This is a genomic window from Acidimicrobiia bacterium, assembly GCA_040881685.1.
Classification (GTDB): Bacteria; Actinomycetota; Acidimicrobiia; order IMCC26256; family PALSA-555; genus SHVJ01.
Window position 1 is genome coordinate 231,333 of sequence record JBBECS010000036.1, and the last position, 17,308, is coordinate 248,640.

Annotated in this window: 20 protein-coding genes; all 20 read left to right on the plus strand. The window is 67.6% G+C overall.

Annotated features, from left to right (window positions below; all coding sequences use genetic code 11):
* Nucleotides 1–29 precede the first annotated feature (29 nt).
* The 20 genes from WEE69_09435 (at nucleotide 30) to WEE69_09530 (ending at nucleotide 17,280) form a co-directional block, all read left to right on the plus strand.
* On the plus strand, nucleotides 30–1,136 hold the full coding sequence (locus tag WEE69_09435; protein MEX1145515.1) for a glycosyltransferase family 4 protein: 1,107 nt from the start codon (nucleotides 30–32) through the stop codon (nucleotides 1,134–1,136).
* A gap of 81 nt (nucleotides 1,137–1,217) precedes the next feature.
* Nucleotides 1,218–1,778, plus strand: a complete 561-nt coding sequence (locus WEE69_09440; protein MEX1145516.1) for a LemA family protein — start codon at nucleotides 1,218–1,220, stop codon at nucleotides 1,776–1,778.
* A gap of 18 nt (nucleotides 1,779–1,796) precedes the next feature.
* Complete coding sequence (locus WEE69_09445; GenBank protein ID MEX1145517.1) at nucleotides 1,797–2,738, plus strand: M48 family metallopeptidase; 942 nt, start codon at nucleotides 1,797–1,799, stop codon at nucleotides 2,736–2,738.
* A complete protein-coding gene (locus tag WEE69_09450) occupies nucleotides 2,735–3,817 on the plus strand; it encodes a DUF3048 domain-containing protein (GenBank protein MEX1145518.1) in 1,083 nt (360 codons plus the stop codon). Before WEE69_09445 ends, WEE69_09450 begins: the two co-directional genes overlap by 4 nt.
* 46 nt (nucleotides 3,818–3,863) lie before the next feature.
* Entirely contained in the window at nucleotides 3,864–4,769 is a 906-nt protein-coding gene (pdxS, locus tag WEE69_09455; protein ID MEX1145519.1) for a pyridoxal 5'-phosphate synthase lyase subunit PdxS, read from the plus strand.
* Between the two features lie 26 nt (nucleotides 4,770–4,795).
* Nucleotides 4,796–5,374 (plus strand): pyridoxal 5'-phosphate synthase glutaminase subunit PdxT, encoded by a 579-nt coding sequence (gene pdxT / locus WEE69_09460; protein MEX1145520.1) that lies wholly within the window; start codon nucleotides 4,796–4,798, stop codon nucleotides 5,372–5,374.
* A complete protein-coding gene (locus WEE69_09465; GenBank protein ID MEX1145521.1) occupies nucleotides 5,371–6,123 on the plus strand; it encodes a YebC/PmpR family DNA-binding transcriptional regulator in 753 nt (250 codons plus the stop codon). The genes pdxT and WEE69_09465 overlap by 4 nt, the downstream gene beginning before the upstream one ends.
* Nucleotides 6,120–6,587: a peroxiredoxin gene (locus WEE69_09470; protein ID MEX1145522.1), complete on the plus strand. Its 468-nt coding sequence runs from the start codon at nucleotides 6,120–6,122 to the stop codon at nucleotides 6,585–6,587. The genes WEE69_09465 and WEE69_09470 overlap by 4 nt, the downstream gene beginning before the upstream one ends.
* Nucleotides 6,587–6,997 (plus strand): PPOX class F420-dependent oxidoreductase, encoded by a 411-nt coding sequence (locus WEE69_09475; GenBank protein ID MEX1145523.1) that lies wholly within the window; start codon nucleotides 6,587–6,589, stop codon nucleotides 6,995–6,997. Before WEE69_09470 ends, WEE69_09475 begins: the two co-directional genes overlap by 1 nt.
* A gap of 57 nt (nucleotides 6,998–7,054) precedes the next feature.
* A complete protein-coding gene (locus WEE69_09480; protein MEX1145524.1) occupies nucleotides 7,055–7,513 on the plus strand; it encodes a (2Fe-2S)-binding protein in 459 nt (152 codons plus the stop codon).
* Nucleotides 7,510–8,331, plus strand: a complete 822-nt coding sequence (locus WEE69_09485; GenBank protein MEX1145525.1) for a xanthine dehydrogenase family protein subunit M — start codon at nucleotides 7,510–7,512, stop codon at nucleotides 8,329–8,331. Before WEE69_09480 ends, WEE69_09485 begins: the two co-directional genes overlap by 4 nt.
* On the plus strand, nucleotides 8,328–8,924 hold the full coding sequence (locus WEE69_09490; protein MEX1145526.1) for a nucleotidyltransferase family protein: 597 nt from the start codon (nucleotides 8,328–8,330) through the stop codon (nucleotides 8,922–8,924). Before WEE69_09485 ends, WEE69_09490 begins: the two co-directional genes overlap by 4 nt.
* A 61-nt stretch (nucleotides 8,925–8,985) precedes the next feature.
* Nucleotides 8,986–9,693, plus strand: coding sequence for an SRPBCC family protein (locus tag WEE69_09495; protein ID MEX1145527.1), 708 nt, complete (start codon nucleotides 8,986–8,988; stop codon nucleotides 9,691–9,693).
* Between the two features lie 107 nt (nucleotides 9,694–9,800).
* Nucleotides 9,801–10,367: a crossover junction endodeoxyribonuclease RuvC gene (ruvC, locus tag WEE69_09500; GenBank protein MEX1145528.1), complete on the plus strand. Its 567-nt coding sequence runs from the start codon at nucleotides 9,801–9,803 to the stop codon at nucleotides 10,365–10,367.
* Nucleotides 10,364–10,954: a Holliday junction branch migration protein RuvA gene (gene ruvA, locus WEE69_09505; protein MEX1145529.1), complete on the plus strand. Its 591-nt coding sequence runs from the start codon at nucleotides 10,364–10,366 to the stop codon at nucleotides 10,952–10,954. Before ruvC ends, ruvA begins: the two co-directional genes overlap by 4 nt.
* A gap of 4 nt (nucleotides 10,955–10,958) precedes the next feature.
* On the plus strand, nucleotides 10,959–11,984 hold the full coding sequence (ruvB, locus tag WEE69_09510; GenBank protein MEX1145530.1) for a Holliday junction branch migration DNA helicase RuvB: 1,026 nt from the start codon (nucleotides 10,959–10,961) through the stop codon (nucleotides 11,982–11,984).
* 60 nt (nucleotides 11,985–12,044) lie between these two features.
* Complete coding sequence (gene yajC, locus WEE69_09515) at nucleotides 12,045–12,326, plus strand: preprotein translocase subunit YajC (protein MEX1145531.1); 282 nt, start codon at nucleotides 12,045–12,047, stop codon at nucleotides 12,324–12,326.
* Nucleotides 12,327–12,329: 3 nt separating this feature from the next.
* Nucleotides 12,330–13,844, plus strand: coding sequence for a protein translocase subunit SecD (gene secD, locus WEE69_09520; protein ID MEX1145532.1), 1,515 nt, complete (start codon nucleotides 12,330–12,332; stop codon nucleotides 13,842–13,844).
* Complete coding sequence (secF, locus tag WEE69_09525) at nucleotides 13,841–14,977, plus strand: protein translocase subunit SecF (GenBank protein ID MEX1145533.1); 1,137 nt, start codon at nucleotides 13,841–13,843, stop codon at nucleotides 14,975–14,977. Before secD ends, secF begins: the two co-directional genes overlap by 4 nt.
* Nucleotides 14,978–15,045: 68 nt before the next feature.
* Entirely contained in the window at nucleotides 15,046–17,280 is a 2,235-nt protein-coding gene (locus tag WEE69_09530) for a bifunctional (p)ppGpp synthetase/guanosine-3',5'-bis(diphosphate) 3'-pyrophosphohydrolase (protein MEX1145534.1), read from the plus strand.
* Nucleotides 17,281–17,308 lie beyond the last annotated feature (28 nt).

A 17,308-nucleotide genomic window follows, 5' to 3' on the forward strand; every position in this document is an offset into this window, starting at 1 on the left:
CGCGCCGCCCCCGTCCGCTGAGGGTCGCGTTGATCTGTCCATACTCGCTGTCCCTCTTCGGCGGTGTGCAGCTCCAGGTGCTCGCACTTGCGCGCGCCTTGCGGCAGTGCGGCGTCGACGCACGAGTGCTCGCGCCATCCGACGGACCGCCGCCCGGACCGGGGATCATCAGCGTCGGACCGACCTTCCGCTTCCCGTCCAACGGGTCGATCGCACCCATCACATCGGGACGCGCGGTGGCAAGCCGTACGCTCGAGGCACTGCGATCGTTCGCCCCTGATGTGCTGCACCTGCACGAGCCGCTATCGCCCGGCGCGAACCACGCCGCTCTCCTTGCCACGGAGATCCCAGCCGTCGGCACGTTCCACGCGGCATACCCGGGCCGCAACGGCTGGTACGACGCGCTGCGCCTGCCGCTCCGACGGCTCGTCGAGCGCCTTGCGGTGCGCACGGCGGTGTCCGAAGAAGCACAGCGTAACATCGAGACCACGTTCGGCCTGCCGTGCGAGATCCTCCCGAACGGCGTGGAGATCGCCACGTACGCGGGCGCCGAGTCGTGGCCGAGTGCATCGCCGGCGGTCCTGTTCATCGGTCGGCACGAGCAGCGAAAGGGCCTCGGCGTCCTGCTCGACGCGTTCTCCGGGCTCCACGAGGACGCAGTGCTGTGGATCGCGGGGCACGGACCAGAGACCACGTCGCTTCGCAGCAGCGCCGCCGGCGACACGCGGGTCGATTGGCTCGGAGTGATCTCCGAGCACGAGAAGGCTCGCCGCCTGCGCGGCGCGACCGTCGCGTGCTTTCCGTCCATCGAAGGTGAGTCGTTCGGCGTGGTGCTGCTCGAAGCCATGGCTGCAGGAGCTGCCGTCGTCGCGTCCGACCTCACCGGCTATCGCGATGTCGTCCGAAACGGCCGTGAGGTCCTCCTCGTGCCCCCTGGGGACGTTGGCGCGCTCCGAGATGCGCTCGGGCGCGCACTCAGTGATCCGGCGCTTCGTGACGAGTTGGTCGCGGCCGGACGGACGCGAGCGGAGGAGTTCGCGATGCCTCGTCTCGCCGCGTCCTTCATCGAGCGCTACGAGTCGCTCCTTGCCAGCAAGCCGAACGTCACCTCTGGGCCGGCCCGGTCCACGATCTGACGCCCGGTCACGGGGCCCTGCGTCGGCCCCTATGATGTCGCCCGTCCGCACCAGCCCGCGCCGCTTCGAGGGGGCCTGCCAGTGACCGCCGTGTATGTGATCGCCGCAGTCATCATCGTGCTGTTGCTGTTCGTCATCCTCATCTACAACAGCCTGATTCGGTCGCGGAACCGGGTCGACAACGCGTGGTCGCAGATCGATGTGCAGCTGAAGCGTCGCTACGACCTCATCCCGAACCTCGTGGAGACCGTCAAGGGCTACGCCGCTCACGAGCGCCAGACGCTCGAGGCGGTCACCAGCGCTCGCGCCCAGGCCATCGATGCGCAGCAGCGGGGCTCGGTGCAGCAGCAGGCGCAGGCCGAGAACGCGCTCACCGGTGCCCTCAAGAGCCTGTTCGCGGTGTCGGAGGCGTATCCCGACCTGAAGGCCAACCAGAACTTCTTGCAGCTGCAAGAGGAGCTCACGTCGACCGAGGACCGCATCGCGTACGCGCGACAGTTCTACAACGACAGCGTCCTCAACTACAACAACTCCATCCAGGTGTTCCCGAAGAACATCCTCGCTGGGATGTTCAACTTCGAGAAGCGGGAGTTCTTCGAGGGCGAGGCGGAGGCGCAGGGTCCGGTCAAGGTCGAGTTCTAGCCCGACCTCCCGCGCCCGATGAGCGAGTCACCGCAGCCAGTCGCGCGCACCGACTTCCATCGCGAGATCCGCAGGAACAAATGGCGGACGTTCGTGATCCTCGCGGCGTTCGTCTTCTTGATCCTCTTGGTCGGCGTCGCCTTCGATGTGCTGCTCGGCTTCGGAGTCGCTGCCGTGATCATCGCGTTCGTCATCGCGGTGTTCATGGCGTTCTTCTCGTACTTCTACAGCGATCGAATGGCGCTCGCGGCGTCGCGTGCGAAGCCGGCTGAAGGACCGGAGTACCAGCGGTTCCACAACATCGTCGAAGGGCTGTGCATCGCCGCGGGATTGCCGAAGCCGAAGCTCTATGTGGTCGACGACCCGGCGCCGAACGCATTCGCCACCGGCCGCAACCCCAAGCACTCGTCGCTGGCGGTGACCACCGGGTTGCTGAAGATGATGAACCGGGTAGAGCTCGAGGGCGTGATCGCCCACGAGCTGTCCCACGTGAAGAACTACGACATCCTGGCCGGGACCGTCGCGGTGATCGCGGTCGGCACGATCGTGCTGCTGGCCGATCTCGGGCTGCGGTTCATGTTCTGGGGCGGGGGAAGGGGCCGACGTGACTCCCGCGACAGCGGCGGCGCCGGCGCGATCATCGCAATCGCGGCGCTCGCCTTGCTCGTGCTCGCACCCGTCGCGGCTCAGCTCATGCAGTTCTCGATGACGCGCAAGCGAGAGCTGCTCGCTGATGCCACCGGAGTGCAGCTCACGCGCTATCCGCCAGGTCTGTGCTCGGCGCTCAAGAAGCTTCGTGATGACACGGCAGTGGTGCATTACGCCACGCGCGCCACCGCTCAGCTGTGGATCGAGTCACCGCTCGATCGTGACAAAGAGAAGAAGGGTTCGTGGCTGAATCGGGCCTTCGACACCCACCCCCCCCTGGACGAGCGGATCCGCTTGCTGGAGTCCATGTGAGCCAGGTCGCGTTCAAGGTGCGATTCGTCGCGCTCGGGGCCGCTCTTGCGCTCACGGTGGGCGCGTGCAGCGGTGAAGACAAGCGAGCCGCGCCGAAACCGAAACCCGAGCCGAGCACCACCACGACGACGATCCCTGTCCCCATCGCGCCGTTCACCGGACTGCCCGATCCCGAAGGCCTCGCGAACAGCCGGTCGTCGGTCGCGGTCAAGATCGAGAACAGTCCGGACGCGCGCCCGCAATCGGGTCTCGATGTCGCCGACATCGTCTACGAGGAAGTCGTCGAGGGCGGGATCACGCGGTTCTGGGCGGTGTTCAATTCGAGAGCACCGGACAACATCGGTCCGGTGCGCTCCGTCCGTGCGATGGATCCGCCCATCGTCAAGCCGCTCGGCGGAGTCGTCGCGTATTCAGGGGGGACATCGCCCAACGTGGCCGGCGTCCGGGCGACCGGCTTGGTCTGGGTAGACGAGAACAACGCGGGCGACACGTTCTTTCGGGACTCCGGGCGGTACGCGCCCCACAACCTGTTCGCGCGCAGCGCGTCGCTGTTCGAGCGCGGCGGGCAACCGGTCCCGCCGCGTCCGATGTTCACCTACTTCGACAAGGATGATGAGGCGGAGTTCGTCGGCGAACCGATCTTGAGCTTCCACGTCAACTTCGACCAGGGCTACGACGTCACCTACGTGTGGGATGCCAAACGCAAGGGCTGGTTGCGCTTCCAGGGCTCGAGCGGGCCGTTCTTCGCGGTCGGGTCGACCTTCACGCAGACGCAGGTGACGCCGACGAACGTGATCGTGCAGGTGATTCCGTACCCGAAGGGCGCCGAGGGCCTGTCGTTCGGCAGTGGTGACGCGTACGTGTTCTCGAACGGTCAGCTCATCCGAGGCCGATGGAGCCGGATCTACCCGGGCGTGCCCACGAAGTTCTTCGACGCGGACGGTGCGCCGATCGTGCTCACGCCTGGACGCACGTGGGTAGAGCTCCTGCCCGTCGGGCGGACCGTCGACGTGGCCCCCGGTGCGCCACCGACCACGACGACGTCCACCACCAAGGCCAAGAAGAAGAAGGGCAAGTAGCCGGATCTCGGACGGTCGTCGGCAAGGGTGCCGGTACACTCGCCGGATGCCCGATGGAACCGAGGAACCCGCGGCACGCACGACCGGCACTGCACGCGTCAAGCGTGGTCTCGCCGAGATGCTGCGCGGTGGCGTGATCATGGATGTCGTCACCCCGGACCAGGCCAAGGTCGCCGAGGACTCCGGTGCGGTGGCCGTGATGGCCCTCGAGCGGGTCCCCGCAGACATCCGCCGCGACGGCGGGGTGGCGCGGATGAGCGATCCTGCGATGATCGAAGGGATTCGGCAGGCCGTCACGATCCCCGTGATGGCCAAGTGCCGCATCGGCCACTTCGCCGAGGCTCAGGTGCTCGAGTCGCTCAGTGTCGACTACGTCGACGAGAGCGAGGTGTTGACGCCGGCCGACGAGGCGCACCACGTGGACAAGTGGGCCTTCACCGTGCCGTTCGTCTGCGGTGCGACCAACCTCGGCGAGGCGTTGCGTCGCATCTCTGAGGGCGCCGCCTTGATCCGCTCGAAGGGCGAAGCAGGGACCGGCAACATCGTCGAAGCGGTTCGCCATCTGCGGTCGATCCTCGGCGACATCCGCAAGATCACCGTGGCCGACGAAGCCGAGCAGTTCGTGTGGGCCAAGGAGCTTCGGGCGTCGGTGGAGCTCGTGCGCGAGGTGGCAGAACGGGGAGAGCTCCCGGTCCCGCTGTTCTGCGCGGGTGGGATCGCCACGCCAGCCGACGCCGCGCTCGTGATGCAGCTCGGTGCGCAGGCGGTGTTCGTGGGGAGCGGCATCTTCAAGAGCTCGGAGCCGGCGGCAACCGCGAAGGCAGTGGTCGAGGCAACCACGCACTTCCGTGACGCTGCGATCGTGGCCAAGGTGTCACGTGGGCTCGGCGACCCGATGCGCGGCGAGGAGATCGCCGGCCTGGACGTCAAACTCTCCGAGCGCGGCTGGTAGCAACGTGTCGCGGAGGCCTCCAGGTCATGTTCAAGTTTGGGGTCCTCGCGCTCCAGGGGGCGTTTCGAGAGCACCGTGAAGTGCTCGATGCGCTCGGCGTCGCGACCACCGAGGTCCGCACACCTGAGCAGGTCACCGGGCTCGACGCGCTGATCCTGCCAGGAGGTGAGTCCACCACCGTCGGCAAGTTGCTGGAAACCTCAGGCGTGCTTCCTGTGCTGCGCGAGCGGTTGCACGATGGCATGGCGGCGTTCGGGACGTGCGCGGGGCTCATCCTGCTCTCCAACTGCGTCGTCGATGGGCGGCCCGATCAGGTTGCACTCGATGCCCTCGACGTGACCGTGCGGCGCAACGCGTACGGCACCCAGCTGGCGTCGTTCGAGGCCAACCTCGACATCGGCATCCTTGGGGGCCGTCCGTTCCCCGGCGTCTTCATCCGTTCGCCGGTGGTCGAGTGTGTGGGCGAGGGTGTCGAGGTCCTGGCTGAGCACGAGGGCCACCCCGTGCTCGTCCGGTCGGGCAGGATCTGGGCCTCGACGTTCCATCCTGAGCTGTCCGGAGATCTCCGCGTTCACGAGCGGTTCCTCAACGAGGTGATGTCATGAGCGGCCATTCCAAGTGGCACTCCATCAAGCACAAGAAGGGCGCGGCCGATCAGGCCCGCGGGAAGCTCTTCGCGAAGCTGATCCGCCAGATCGAGGTCGCGGCACGCGAGAGCGGCGGTGATGTGGACGCAAGTCCCACGTTGCGCAGCATGGTGCAGAAGGCGCGCGATGCGTCGGTGCCCGTCGACACGATCGAACGGGCGATCAAGCGCGGCACAGGAGACCTCGAAGGCGTTCGCTACGAGCCGGTGACCTACGAGGGGTATGCGACGAACGGAGTAGCGGTGCTCGCGGAGTGTCTCACCGACAACCGTAATCGGACCGGCCAGGAGGTAAAGAACGTGTTCACGCGAAACGGCGGATCGTTGGCGGAGCCCGGCGCGGTGGCGTGGCAGTTCGAGCGAAAAGGTGTGATCATCCTCGAGAAGTCGGCGGCAACCGAGGATGACCTCATGTTGGCCGCGCTCGATGCCGGCGCCGAAGACATCGCCGATCAGGGCGACACGTGGCAGGTGACGACCGGACCGTCTGATCTGCATGCGGTACGGACCGCGCTCGAGGCTGCCGACATCAACGTGACGAGTTGCGAGCTCACGATGCTGCCCACGACCAGCGTGCCATTGGGCGACGAGACCGGCGCACGCGCGGTGATCCGCGTCATCGACGCATTAGAGGAGATTGATGACGTCCAGAACGTCTACGCCAACTTCGACATCCCCGACGACGTGCTGCAGGCGGTCGTGGCATGAGCCGCGGTCCCGATGTCGGCGACGTCGCACCCGATTTTACGCTCCCGGGAGTGCGCGGGCATGAGCGGCGTGACTACACGCTGTCGGAGTTCCGGGGGCAGAAGGTGGTGCTCGCGTTCTACCCGGGGGACTTCACCCCTGGCTGAACGCTTCAGCTGCGCTCGTACCGCGACGACTTCGCGGAGTTCGAGCGGGTGAGCGCGGTCGTGCTCACGATCTCACCGCAGGATGTGGACAGCCATGAGCGTTGGGCCGAGCAAGAGGACTTTCCGTTTGCCATGCTCGCCGACACCGAGAGCCGCGTGATCGACGCGTACGGCTTGAAGGCGCGCGGCGTTGGCGTCCGGCGTTCGGTGTTCGTCATCGATACCGAGGGGACCGTGCGATATCGCCTGACTGCCGGAGTACGTGCGATCTTCAAGAAGCCGAAGGCACTCGCACGGATCATCGAGGAGTTGCACTGATGGATGTCCAAGAAGCCCGGGAGTTCATTCGCGCCAATCACCACGCGGTACTCGCCACGGTCCGTCGCGATCAACGGCCGCAGCTCTCTCCGATCGCCTGCGTGATCGACGCGGACGGCTTCGTGGTGATCAGCAGCCGTGAGACGGCGATGAAGGTCAAGAACATTCGCCGCGATCCTCGGGCCTCACTGTGCGTGCTCAACGACGGCTTCTTCGGCGATTGGGTGCAGGTGGAAGGGATTGCGGAGATCATCTCGCTCCCCGAGGCGATGGACGGCCTCGTCGAGTACTACCGCCAGGCTTCGGGCGAGCATCCCGATTGGGACGAGTACCGGGCGGCCATGGAACGCGATCGACGCGTGCTGGTGCGGGTGACCATCGAACGTGCCGGCCCCAACGTTGGCGGTTAGCGCCCGGTTCTTCGCACAGCAGTTAGATTTCGACGACTCGCAACCCGGAGGGAGCGCGTGGACATCTCGATCACCGTGAACGGAGGTGCGCAACGTCACGATGTCGAGCCGCGCACGCTGCTCGTGCAATACCTGCGTGAGTCATGCGGCCTCACGGGCACCAAGGTCGGGTGTGACACGTCTTCGTGCGGTGCGTGCACCGTGCTTGTCGACGGCGAGTCCGTGAAGTCGTGCACGATGCTCGCCGCGCAGGCCGACGGCGCTTCGATCACGACGATCGAGGGACTGGCGCACGACGGTGAGCAGCACCCGGTGCAGCGGGCGTTCGCCGAACATCACGGCCTCCAGTGCGGGTACTGCACTGCCGGCATGGTTCTCGCGGCGGTGTCGTTCCTCGACGAGAACCCCGAGCCGACAGAAGCCGACGTTCGGCTCGGGCTCGAAGGCAACCTCTGCCGTTGCACCGGCTACCACAACATCGTGCAAGCCGTGCTCGCAGCTGCGGGCTCGAAGTGATCCCCGCCGCGTTCGACTACGTGCGCGCCGGCTCGGCCGGCGAGGTGCTGGCCGCGCTGGCCGAGCACGGTGATGACGCCAAGATCCTCGCGGGCGGGATGTCCCTCCTCCCGCTGATGAAGCTGCGGTTGGCGACTCCGAGCGTCCTCGTCGACGCGGGGCGCGTGCGGGATCTCGCCTACGTGAACGACGGTGGAGACCACGTCGCGATCGGCGCGCTCACGCGCCACCGGGAGCTCGAGACCAGCGACCTCTTGGCCAAGGAGTGTGGAGTCCTTCGCGCCGTCGCGGCCGAGGTCGGCGACAACCAGGTGCGTCATCGCGGGACCATCGGAGGTTCGACCGCGCACGGCGATCCGGCGTCCGACCTTCCTGCCGTGTTGGTGGCCCTGGACGCCACGCTCGTGATCCGCGGCCTCGACGGCGATCGGACGGTCGCAGCGCCGGAGTTCTTCCACGGGTTCCTCGAGACCGCGCTCGCGCCAACGGAGCTTTTGGTCGAGATCAGGGTGCCCAAGACAGGCGCGGAGGGGTTCTCGTACCAGAAGTTCAACCGACGAGCGCAGGATTGGGCCATCGTTGGCGCAGTCGTCGTGCGCAACGGCACGACCCGCGTCGCGCTCGTGAACATGGGGACGACGCCGGTGCGCGCACGGGGCGTCGAGGAGGCATTGGCGGCGGGATCCTCGGTCGCTGACGCGTCCGAACGAGCCGCAGAGGGCACCGAGCCGCCGACCGATCTCAATGGCGGACCGGAGTACCGCGAGCATCTGGCCCGCGTGCTCGTACGTCGAGCGTTGGAAGCCGCCGGCGCGTGAGCATTGCCGCGGCGGTGCTCGCCGCGGGCCTCGGCTCCCGCTTCGCGGGTGACGTTGCGAAGCCGTTGGCGCTGCTCAACGGTCGCCCACTCGTCGCGTGGGCGCTGGACGCAGCCATCGCGAGCGGATTGATGCCCACACTGCTCGTGGTCGGCTCCCACGCCCCGGAGATCGCGGAAGCAGCGCCGCGCGGAGTCCAAGTGGTGACGGCCGCGCTTTCGGAACTTGGCATCTCCCATTCGCTGCACGCGGCAGTCGACGCGCTTGAGGGGCAGGGCGAGGTGACTGCAACATGCATCGGGCTCGCCGACCAACCACGCGTGGGAGCCGAGGCATTTCGACGGCTCGCCCACGCCCATGCGGATGGCGCCGACTTCGCGGTGGCTACGTACGCGGGAGAGCGGGGCAACCCCGTGCTGCTCGGGCGGAACGTCTGGGCGGCGGCGCGGCGGCTCACGGGTGACGTGGGCGCACGGGCGCTGATGGGGGAGCACGAAGTCGTGGAAATCGACTGCACGGACACGGGCAGCCCACGGGATGTCGATACGCTCGAAGACCTGCGCGCGTTGGAAGAGGAGATGGGTCGACCATGAAGATCACGGAGACGAAGCGGAGCCCTGGCCGGATGGCCGGGAGGGCGCAGCGGAGTCGACCATGAAGATCCAGGACCAGTTCCGGGTGGCGGTGCCCGTCGACCACGCGTGGCGAGTGCTCCTCGATGTCGAGGGCATCGCGCCGTGCATGCCCGGCGCCCAGCTCCAAGAGGTCGAGGGCGACGAGTACCGGGGCACCGTGAAGGTGAAAGTCGGTCCGATCACCGCGCAGTACAAGGGCGTCGCCCGCATCGTCGAAGCCGACGAAGCCGCGCGTCGCATCGTGATCAAGGCCGATGGCCGTGACACGCGCGGGCAAGGAAACGCGTCGGCCACCGTCACCGCGGCACTCGAGCCCGACGGTGACGGCACCCGCGTATCGATCGACACTGATCTCAACGTGACCGGCAAGGTCGCCCAGTTCGGCCGCGGCGTGATGGCCGACGTCAGCTCGAAGCTCCTCGCGCAGTTCGTCGAGTGCCTCGAGTCGACTGTTCTCAGTGGGGAGGGGTCTCCGGGATCACCTCCTCCTCGTGCCCAGGAGGCAAATGCGTCGTCGGCGAACCCGGAGACCCCTCCAGACGTGAGTTCGGTCGAGCAGGCATCCCCAGCTGGCTCGTCGAGTGAGGTGCGGAAGATCGATGCTCCTGAGGCGGAGGCGGTGGACCTGATGAAGGTCGCTGGGGGAGCGGTGGCGAAGCGCGTGGTGCCCGCGCTGGTGGCGGGTGCTGTGGTGATCGGCGTGGTCATCTGGCTCGTCTCTCGCTGACGCCTCCACTGGTCGGACGCCGCGGGCGGCGCCTCCGCTGGCGGCAGCCGTCACGCCGCCCTCCGCCATCCACCAACCGAGGGGTCTCGGCTCGTAGGATCGAACCCATGTTCGATCAGGCCGGGCCGGTGCTCGGGATCGACCCGGGTCTCTCGCGCTGCGGGTATGGGGCCGTTCGCCCTGGCGGCGGCGAGCTCGCCATGGTGGCCCTCGGTGTGTTCGAGACGCCCAAGACGCTGCCACTCCCGGATCGGCTGGCGATGCTCGAGGCCGATCTCGCGCAGCTCGTGGCCGACATCGGCCCGAGTGCGATGGCGGTGGAGCGAGTGCTCTTTCAGGCGAACGTCCGCACGGCGATCTCGGTCGGACAGGCGAGCGGGCTCGCGTTGGCAGTCGCGTCGCGAGCAAGCGTCCCCGTCACGCACTACAGCCCGAACGAGGTCAAGCTCGCCGTGACCGGCTACGGCGCGGCCGACAAGGCGCAGGTGCAGGTCATGGTGCAGCGCCTCCTCGGTCTCGACTCCGCACCTCCGCCCGACGCTGCGGACGCGCTCGCACTCGCGCTGTGCCACGGCTCGTCGGCGAGCACACGAACCGCCGCCGCGGCTGAGCCGCCCGGGCGCGGCCTCGAACGAGCAGTTGCGGCCGCGCTTGCGCGTGAGGGGGCGAAGTGATCGGGTCGTTGCGCGGCGACGTGCTGGAGCGCGACGTGACGGGGGAGGTGATCCTGGACGTCGGTGGCGTGGGGTACCGCGTGCTGGTACCGCTCGGTTCGCTCGAAGCCCTCGGCCCAGGAAGTGCCGCGTTCCTCTTCACCCACCTCCACGTGCGGGACGACGCGATGGTGCTCTTCGGGTTCCCCACCCGCGAGGAGCGCGACACCTTCGAGGTCCTTATCGGCGCCCCAGGTGTCGGTCCCAAGCTCGCATTGGCGATCCTGTCAGCGCACTCGCCGGCATCGCTCCGCCGTGCGCTGCTCGATGACGATCTCGACGCGCTCACGCTGGTTCCCGGCGTCGGCAAGCGCACCGCGCAGCGTCTCTTCGTCGATCTGCACGCTCGTCTCGAGGTCCCGTCGATGGTCGACGTCACCACCGACGGGATGAACGCATCGGCGAGGAGCGAGGTGCGCGACGCGCTCACGGGCCTCGGCTACGGACCCGACGAGGTGCGTGAGGTGCTGGCCCGGCTTCCCGAAGAAGGGGCCGTCGAAGATCTGCTGCGTGACGCGCTGCGGCAGCTGGCCGGCGCACGCGCCTGAGCGCATGAGAGACGAGCTGCTCTCCGCCGCCGCCGACCCCGCGGAGCAGGCGGAGGAATCCACGCTGCGACCGCGTCGGCTGTCGGAGTTCGTCGGTCAGACGCGCCTCAAGGAGCACCTCGAGATCATGCTGGGAGCGGCGGCCCAGCGCGGACAGGCCGTCGACCACCTGCTGTTCGCGGGTGCCCCGGGTCTGGGCAAGACGACGCTCGCATGCATCGTGGCGGCGGAGCTGGACGTCGGGCTGCGCATCACGAGCGGACCGGCCCTCGAGCGCGCGGGCGACCTCGCGGCCATCCTCACCAACCTCGATGACGGTGACGTGCTGTTCATCGACGAGATCCACCGTCTCCCGCGCACGGTCGAAGAGGTGCTGTACCCCGCGATGGAGGACTTCCAGCTCGACATCGTGATCGGCAAGGGGCCGTCGGCCCGCTCGATCCGACTTGACCTCCCGCGCTTCACGTTGGTGGGTGCGACGACGCGCAGCGGCATGATCACCGGCCCGCTTCGGGATCGGTTCGGCTTCCTCGCCCGACTCGACTACTACGAGCCCGAGGATCTGTTCGCGATCCTCGAGCGCTCGGCGCGCATCCTTGGCGTCCCGCTGGTGGCCGACGGCGCCGCAGAGATCGGTCGCCGCGCCCGGGGCACGCCGCGCATCGCGAATCGGCTCCTCAAGCGCGTGCGCGACTACGCGGAGGTGCGCAGTGACGGACGCATCAGTGTGGAGACGGCGCGTGCCGCCCTCGTGCTCTTCGAGGTGGACGACCTCGGCCTCGACAAGGTCGACCGCGCGATCCTTCATGCGCTCTGCGTCACGTTCGTCGGGCAGCCGGTAGGGCTCGGCACGCTCGCGGTCGCGGTCGCGGAGGAGCCGGAGACGGTGGAAGACGTGTACGAGCCGTTCCTGCTGAAGCAAGGCTTGATACGACGCACACCACGAGGTCGCGTTGCGACGCCCGGTGCGTACGCGCACCTCGGACTCGCGACGCCAGCCGTCGCCGCGAGCCTCTTCGACGAGGATTGAGGGTCGACCGAGCGTCGAGAGAGGCCTCCGCTACGATCCCCTGACTCTTCGGGGAGACCGATGGAATTCGCGATTGCTTGGTTCGTGCTGCTGGCGGCGGTGTTCTTCTTCCTCGTCGTGCGTCCACAGCGACGCCAGATCGCGGCGCACCGGGCGTTGGTCAGCAGGCTCCAGGTCGGCGACGAGGTGATCACCGCGGGCGGCTTGTACGGCACGATCCGTGCGTTGCGGGACGAGACGATCGAGCTCGAGGTGGCCGACGGTGTCGTTGTGCGGATGGCTCGGGGCGCGATCGCGCGCGCCGTGGAGCTGCCCACCACGACAGACGACGAGGTTGCCTGACCCGTGACCGTCAAGCGGCTGCGGACCTACCTGGTGATGTCGATCCTCGTGGTCGTCGCCAGCCTCGGCGGGGTGCTCGCGTCGGGCGACGAGCCCGTCCTCGGACTCGATCTCCAGGGTGGGATCTCCATCGTCTACGAGGCGGTGGGGAAGGCCAAGCCGGGCGCGCTCGACGTGGCGCGAGACATCATCGAGGAGCGCGTCAACGGCCTGGGCGTCGCCGAGCCCGAGATCAGCCGGCAGGGCCGAACGATCTCGGTCGACCTCCCGGGCGTGAAGAACCGTGCCGAAGCCGCGAAGATCGTCGGCCGGACGGGTGAGCTGCGTTTCCGCCCGGTGTTGTTCGAGCTTCCGCCGGCGGGGAAGAGCCCGTCGCCCAGCAGCACCACAACCGGAGCCACCGGGACCGCGGCTCCCATGACGACCACCACGACGGTCTCACCGTCGGACGAGGCGGTGAAGGCGGCCATCACCTCCTGCGACACCGACACCGTGCAGGCGCTCCTCCAGGCCGGAGCGACGATCCCGACGACGAAGCGCGCCGACGACAAGCGCACGTCGTGCCTTGTGCTCCGCCAGGACGGCGAGCCGCTGCGGCTGTACCTCGGGCCGACGGAGCTCACCGGCGAAGTCGTCGATTCCGCGAAGTCCAGTTTTGCTCCGGGACAGGGCTACGCGGTGTCGATGAAGCTGACCGGTGAGGGATCAACCGCCTGGGATCAGCTCGGGGCGAAGTACTTCCAACAGCGCGTCGCGATCGCGCTCGACAGCGTCGTGCGCTCCGCGCCGGCCATCCAACCAGACCAAACCGCGTTCAGCTCCTTCGGTGGGACGGCTGAGATCAGCGGCGACTTCACCCAGGAGGAATCCGAGCGGCTCGCGAAGCTCATCAACTACGGCGCGCTTCCGGTTCGCCTCGAGAAACTCGCAACCAACGACGTGTCACCGACGCTCGGCCGCGACCAGCTCGACGCGGGGATCGCCGCTGGTGCGATCGGCCTCGTACTCGTCGCTCTCTACATGCTCGTGTACTACCGACTCCTCGGCGCCGTGGTCCTCGCCGGGCTGCTCCTGAGCGGGGCCTTCGTCTACGCGCTCATCACCTTCCTCGGGCAGACGATCGGTCTCGCGTTGACCTTGGCCGGCGTCACCGGCCTCATCGTCTCGATCGGCATCACAGTGGACTCCTACGTCGTGTACTTCGAGCGCCTGAAAGACGAGGTACGAACAGGTAAGACCGTACGTTCGTCGGTCGACCGTGGGTTCGCGCGCTCGTTCCGGACCATCCTCGCGGCCGACCTCGTGTCGCTCATCGGCGCGAGCGCGCTCTACTTCATCGCGATCGGCTCGGTGAAGGGCTTCGCCTTCTTCCTCGGAATGTCGACGCTGCTCGACCTCGCCGTGGCCTACTTCTTCATGCATCCCCTCGTGTCGTTGATGGCGCGGCGTCCGTCGCTGGTGCGCATGCGCAAGGTGGGGATCGCGTCGGGCCTCGACACTCCCGAGGCCACGGCATGACAGCTTCAGCAACTGTCGATCGGCGCCGCGGTCTGCTCAGCACGCTGCGTGACGTGTACCACGAGAACACGCGCTTCGACTTCATCGGACGGACGTGGCTGTGGGCGCTGATCTCGGGAGCTGCCGTCGCCGTGTCGCTTGCGACGCTGGTTCTTTCGGGCTTGAACCTCGGGATCGACTTCACCGGGGGAACGTCTCTCACCGTCAAGGTCACGGGTGCGGCGCCCACCATCAGCGATGTGCGCGACGAGCTGCGACCGTTGGGTCTGGCCGACGCCAAGGTGCTCTTGCAGGAGAATCAGGCGAACGGTGAGCGTTCGGTCGTCGTCCAGGTGTCCGACCTGTCGACGGCGAAGGAGGCCGACCTCACGGCGTCCCTGGAGCAGTTCGGCGACATCACCCGGCGCGCGGAAGTGAGCGCGAGCTGGGGCGATCGCGTGAGCTCCAAGGCACTGCTCGCGCTGGTGGTCTTCTTCGTGCTCATAGCGAGCTATCTCACGTTCCGGTTCGAATGGAAGATGGCCGTGGCCGCGATCATGGCAGTGGTGCACGACATCGCCATCACCGTCGGCGTGTATGCCGTGAGCGGCTTCGAGGTCACGCCCGCGACGGTGATCGCATTTCTCACGATCTTGGGCTTCTCGCTCTACGACACCGTGGTGGTGTTCGACAAGATCAGCGAGAACACGCCGAGTGTCGGTGCAGATCGTGGTGATTCCTACTCCAGCATGGTCAACCGGTCGATGAACGCGGTGTTGATGCGGTCGCTCAACACGTCCTTTGTGGCCTTGCTCCCGGTCGCGTCGCTGCTCGTCGTGGGGAGCGGGGTCCTCGGGGCGGTGTCTCTCCGAGACTTCGCGCTCGCGCTCTTCGTCGGCTTGCTCGCCGGCGCGTATTCGTCGATCTTCGTGGCCACGCCGATCTTGGCCTGGATGAAGGAGCGTGAGCCGCGCTACCGGGCGCTGCGAGAGCGCTCCGCCGCCCAGCTCGCACGCGGCGACGTCGGTCCCGCGACGACGGCCGCCCCGCCGACGTCCGATCCTTCACGCGTCTCCGATGCCCCCGCCGCGCCGCGACCGCCGGGCGCCGTCGCCCCACGGCCACGCCAGCAACGCCGGAAGCGACGACGCTGACCCACGAGCACGGCCTCTACCATTGAGGCGACGAAGCAGCGTCGACCCGCAATGGTGAAGGCGATCCGATGAGCACACTCGACGCCCGCCCCGACCGCCGGTCGGGCCTCACGCTGCCGTGGCGCCGGCATCACGTCGATGTCGAGCTCGCGCCGCTGCTGGATGCCTTCCACAAGCGGCACCGGCGTGCCGACACCACGCGCATCGAAGAAGCCTTCGACGTCGCCCGGGTGGCGCATGCCGAACAGGTTCGGCGCTCCGGCGAGCCGTACATCGCGCACCCGCTCGGGGTGGCGATGATCCTCGCCGAGCTCGGCCTCGACGACGTGACGATCGCCGGGGCCCTGCTCCACGACGCGATCGAGGACACGGTGATCACGCTGGCGGACCTCGAGGACCGGTTCGGCCCCGAGATCGCAGCGATCGTCGACGGCGTCACCAAGCTCGACCGCCTGCACTTCGACTCGAAGGAGGCGCAGCAGGCAGCAACGCTGCGGAAGATGCTCGTCGCGATGGCGAGCGACATCCGCGTGCTCCTGATCAAGCTCGCCGACCGACTCCACAACATGCGCACGATCGCGTCACTCCCCGAGGTTAAGCAGCGCCGGATCGCCCAAGAGACGCTGGATGTGTACGCGCCGCTCGCGCACCGGCTGGGCATCGCCGACGTGAAGTGGCAGCTCGAAGACCTCGCGTTCGCGGTCTTGCACCCGAAGCGGTACGCGGAGATCGAGCAGATGGTCGCCAGCCGGGCTCCCGAGCGGGACGAGGAGCTCCGCGCGGTCGTCTCACAGATCAAGGATCGGCTCGCTGACTTGCACATCGACGCGCAGGTGCAGGGGCGCCCGAAGCACTACTGGTCGATCTACGAGAAGATGATCGTGAAGGGGAAGGCGTTCGACGAGGTGCAGGATCTCGTCGGCGTCCGGGTCGTGGTTGGCTCGGTGAAGGATTGCTACGGCGCGCTCGGCTCAATCCACGCGCTGTGGGCGCCGGTGCAGGGGCGGTTCAAGGACTACATCGCGATGCCGAAGTTCAACCTCTACCAATCGCTGCACACGACCGTCGTGGGTGCGCAGGGCAAGCCGGTCGAGGTGCAGATCCGCACCCACGAGATGAACCGACGCGCTGAGCACGGGATCGCCGCGCACTGGGGCTACAAGGAGCGCTCGCAGGCCGAGGACCTCGCGTGGTTGCAACGGATGGTCGCCTGGCAACAGGACACCGACGACCCGACCGAGTTCATGCACACCCTGAAGGTCGATCTCGAGCAGGACGAGGTGTTCGTCTTCACACCCAAGGGCGAGGTCATCACGCTGGCAGCCGGTGCGACACCCGTTGACTTTGCCTACGCGATCCACACCGAGGTCGGTCACCGCTGCATCGGAGCGCGCGTCAACGGTCGCCTGGTCCCCTTGGACAGCGCGCTCGAATCGGGTGACGCGGTCGAGATCTTCACGAGCAAGGTCGAAGGCGCGGGCCCGAGCCGAGACTGGCTCCAGTTCGCGAAGACGCCCCGCGCGCGCTCGAAGATCCGGCAGTGGTTCTCGCGCGAGCGCCGAGTCGACGCCATCGACTCGGGCCGTGAGGATCTCGTGAAGGCGCTCCGACGCGAGGGTCTTCCGGTGCAGAAGCTCACACGCTCAGCTGCGCTCCTGGGCGTGGCCGAAGCGATGCACTACGCGGATCTCGAAGCGCTCCATGCCGCGATCGGCGAGGGCCATGTCTCGGCCCGAACCGTCGCTCAGCGCGTCCAGCGCGAGCTGCGCGGTGGCGAGGAGCAGCTGCCCGTCACGACCCGTCGGCCGCCCACCACGGCGCGCGGCCGCCGGGCGGTGGGCGTGCACGTCGAAGGTCTGGATGACGTCATGGTGCGGTTGTCGCGCTGCTGCACGCCGGTTCCGGGTGACGAGATCATGGGCTTCGTCACGAGGGGCCGAGGTGTGTCCGTGCACCGAACGGACTGCGCGAACGCCGTGTCGCTCTCGACGCAGTCCCAGCGACTCATCGAAGTCGAATGGGACCATGACGAGACCGCGACGTTCGTGGTCTCGGTCGAGATCGAGGCATTGGACCGATCGTCGTTGCTGCGGGATGTCGCGCAAGTGCTTGCCGAGCACCACGTGAACATCCTCGGCAGCGCGTCGCAGACGAGCAGCGATCGGGTCGCCCGGTTCCGGTTCGATTTCGAGCTGGCCGATCCCAGTCATCTCGAGTCGCTGCTCAAGGCAGTGCAGCGTGTCGACTCGGTGTTCGACGCCTATCGCGTGCTCCCCGGCGCCGCCGCCGCGAGCCGCACCTGATCTCCCACCGATCCGGGGGTACCGGGTC

What these genes read in the sequence shown, in the direction of transcription:
- WEE69_09445 (MEX1145517.1), top strand. Translation starts at nt 1,797, where the DNA reads ATGAGCGAGTCACCGCAGCCAGTCGCGCGCACCGACTTCCATCGCGAG.
- pdxS (MEX1145519.1), top strand. Translation starts at nt 3,864, where the DNA reads ATGCCCGATGGAACCGAGGAACCCGCGGCACGCACGACCGGCACTGCA.
- pdxT (MEX1145520.1), top strand. Translation starts at nt 4,796, where the DNA reads ATGTTCAAGTTTGGGGTCCTCGCGCTCCAGGGGGCGTTTCGAGAGCAC.
- WEE69_09465 (MEX1145521.1), top strand. Translation starts at nt 5,371, where the DNA reads ATGAGCGGCCATTCCAAGTGGCACTCCATCAAGCACAAGAAGGGCGCG.
- WEE69_09475 (MEX1145523.1), top strand. Translation starts at nt 6,587, where the DNA reads ATGGATGTCCAAGAAGCCCGGGAGTTCATTCGCGCCAATCACCACGCG.
- WEE69_09495 (MEX1145527.1), top strand. Translation starts at nt 8,986, where the DNA reads ATGAAGATCCAGGACCAGTTCCGGGTGGCGGTGCCCGTCGACCACGCG.
- ruvC (MEX1145528.1), top strand. Translation starts at nt 9,801, where the DNA reads ATGTTCGATCAGGCCGGGCCGGTGCTCGGGATCGACCCGGGTCTCTCG.
- ruvB (MEX1145530.1), top strand. Translation starts at nt 10,959, where the DNA reads ATGAGAGACGAGCTGCTCTCCGCCGCCGCCGACCCCGCGGAGCAGGCG.
- yajC (MEX1145531.1), top strand. Translation starts at nt 12,045, where the DNA reads ATGGAATTCGCGATTGCTTGGTTCGTGCTGCTGGCGGCGGTGTTCTTC.
- secF (MEX1145533.1), top strand. Translation starts at nt 13,841, where the DNA reads ATGACAGCTTCAGCAACTGTCGATCGGCGCCGCGGTCTGCTCAGCACG.
- WEE69_09530 (MEX1145534.1), top strand. Translation starts at nt 15,046, where the DNA reads ATGAGCACACTCGACGCCCGCCCCGACCGCCGGTCGGGCCTCACGCTG.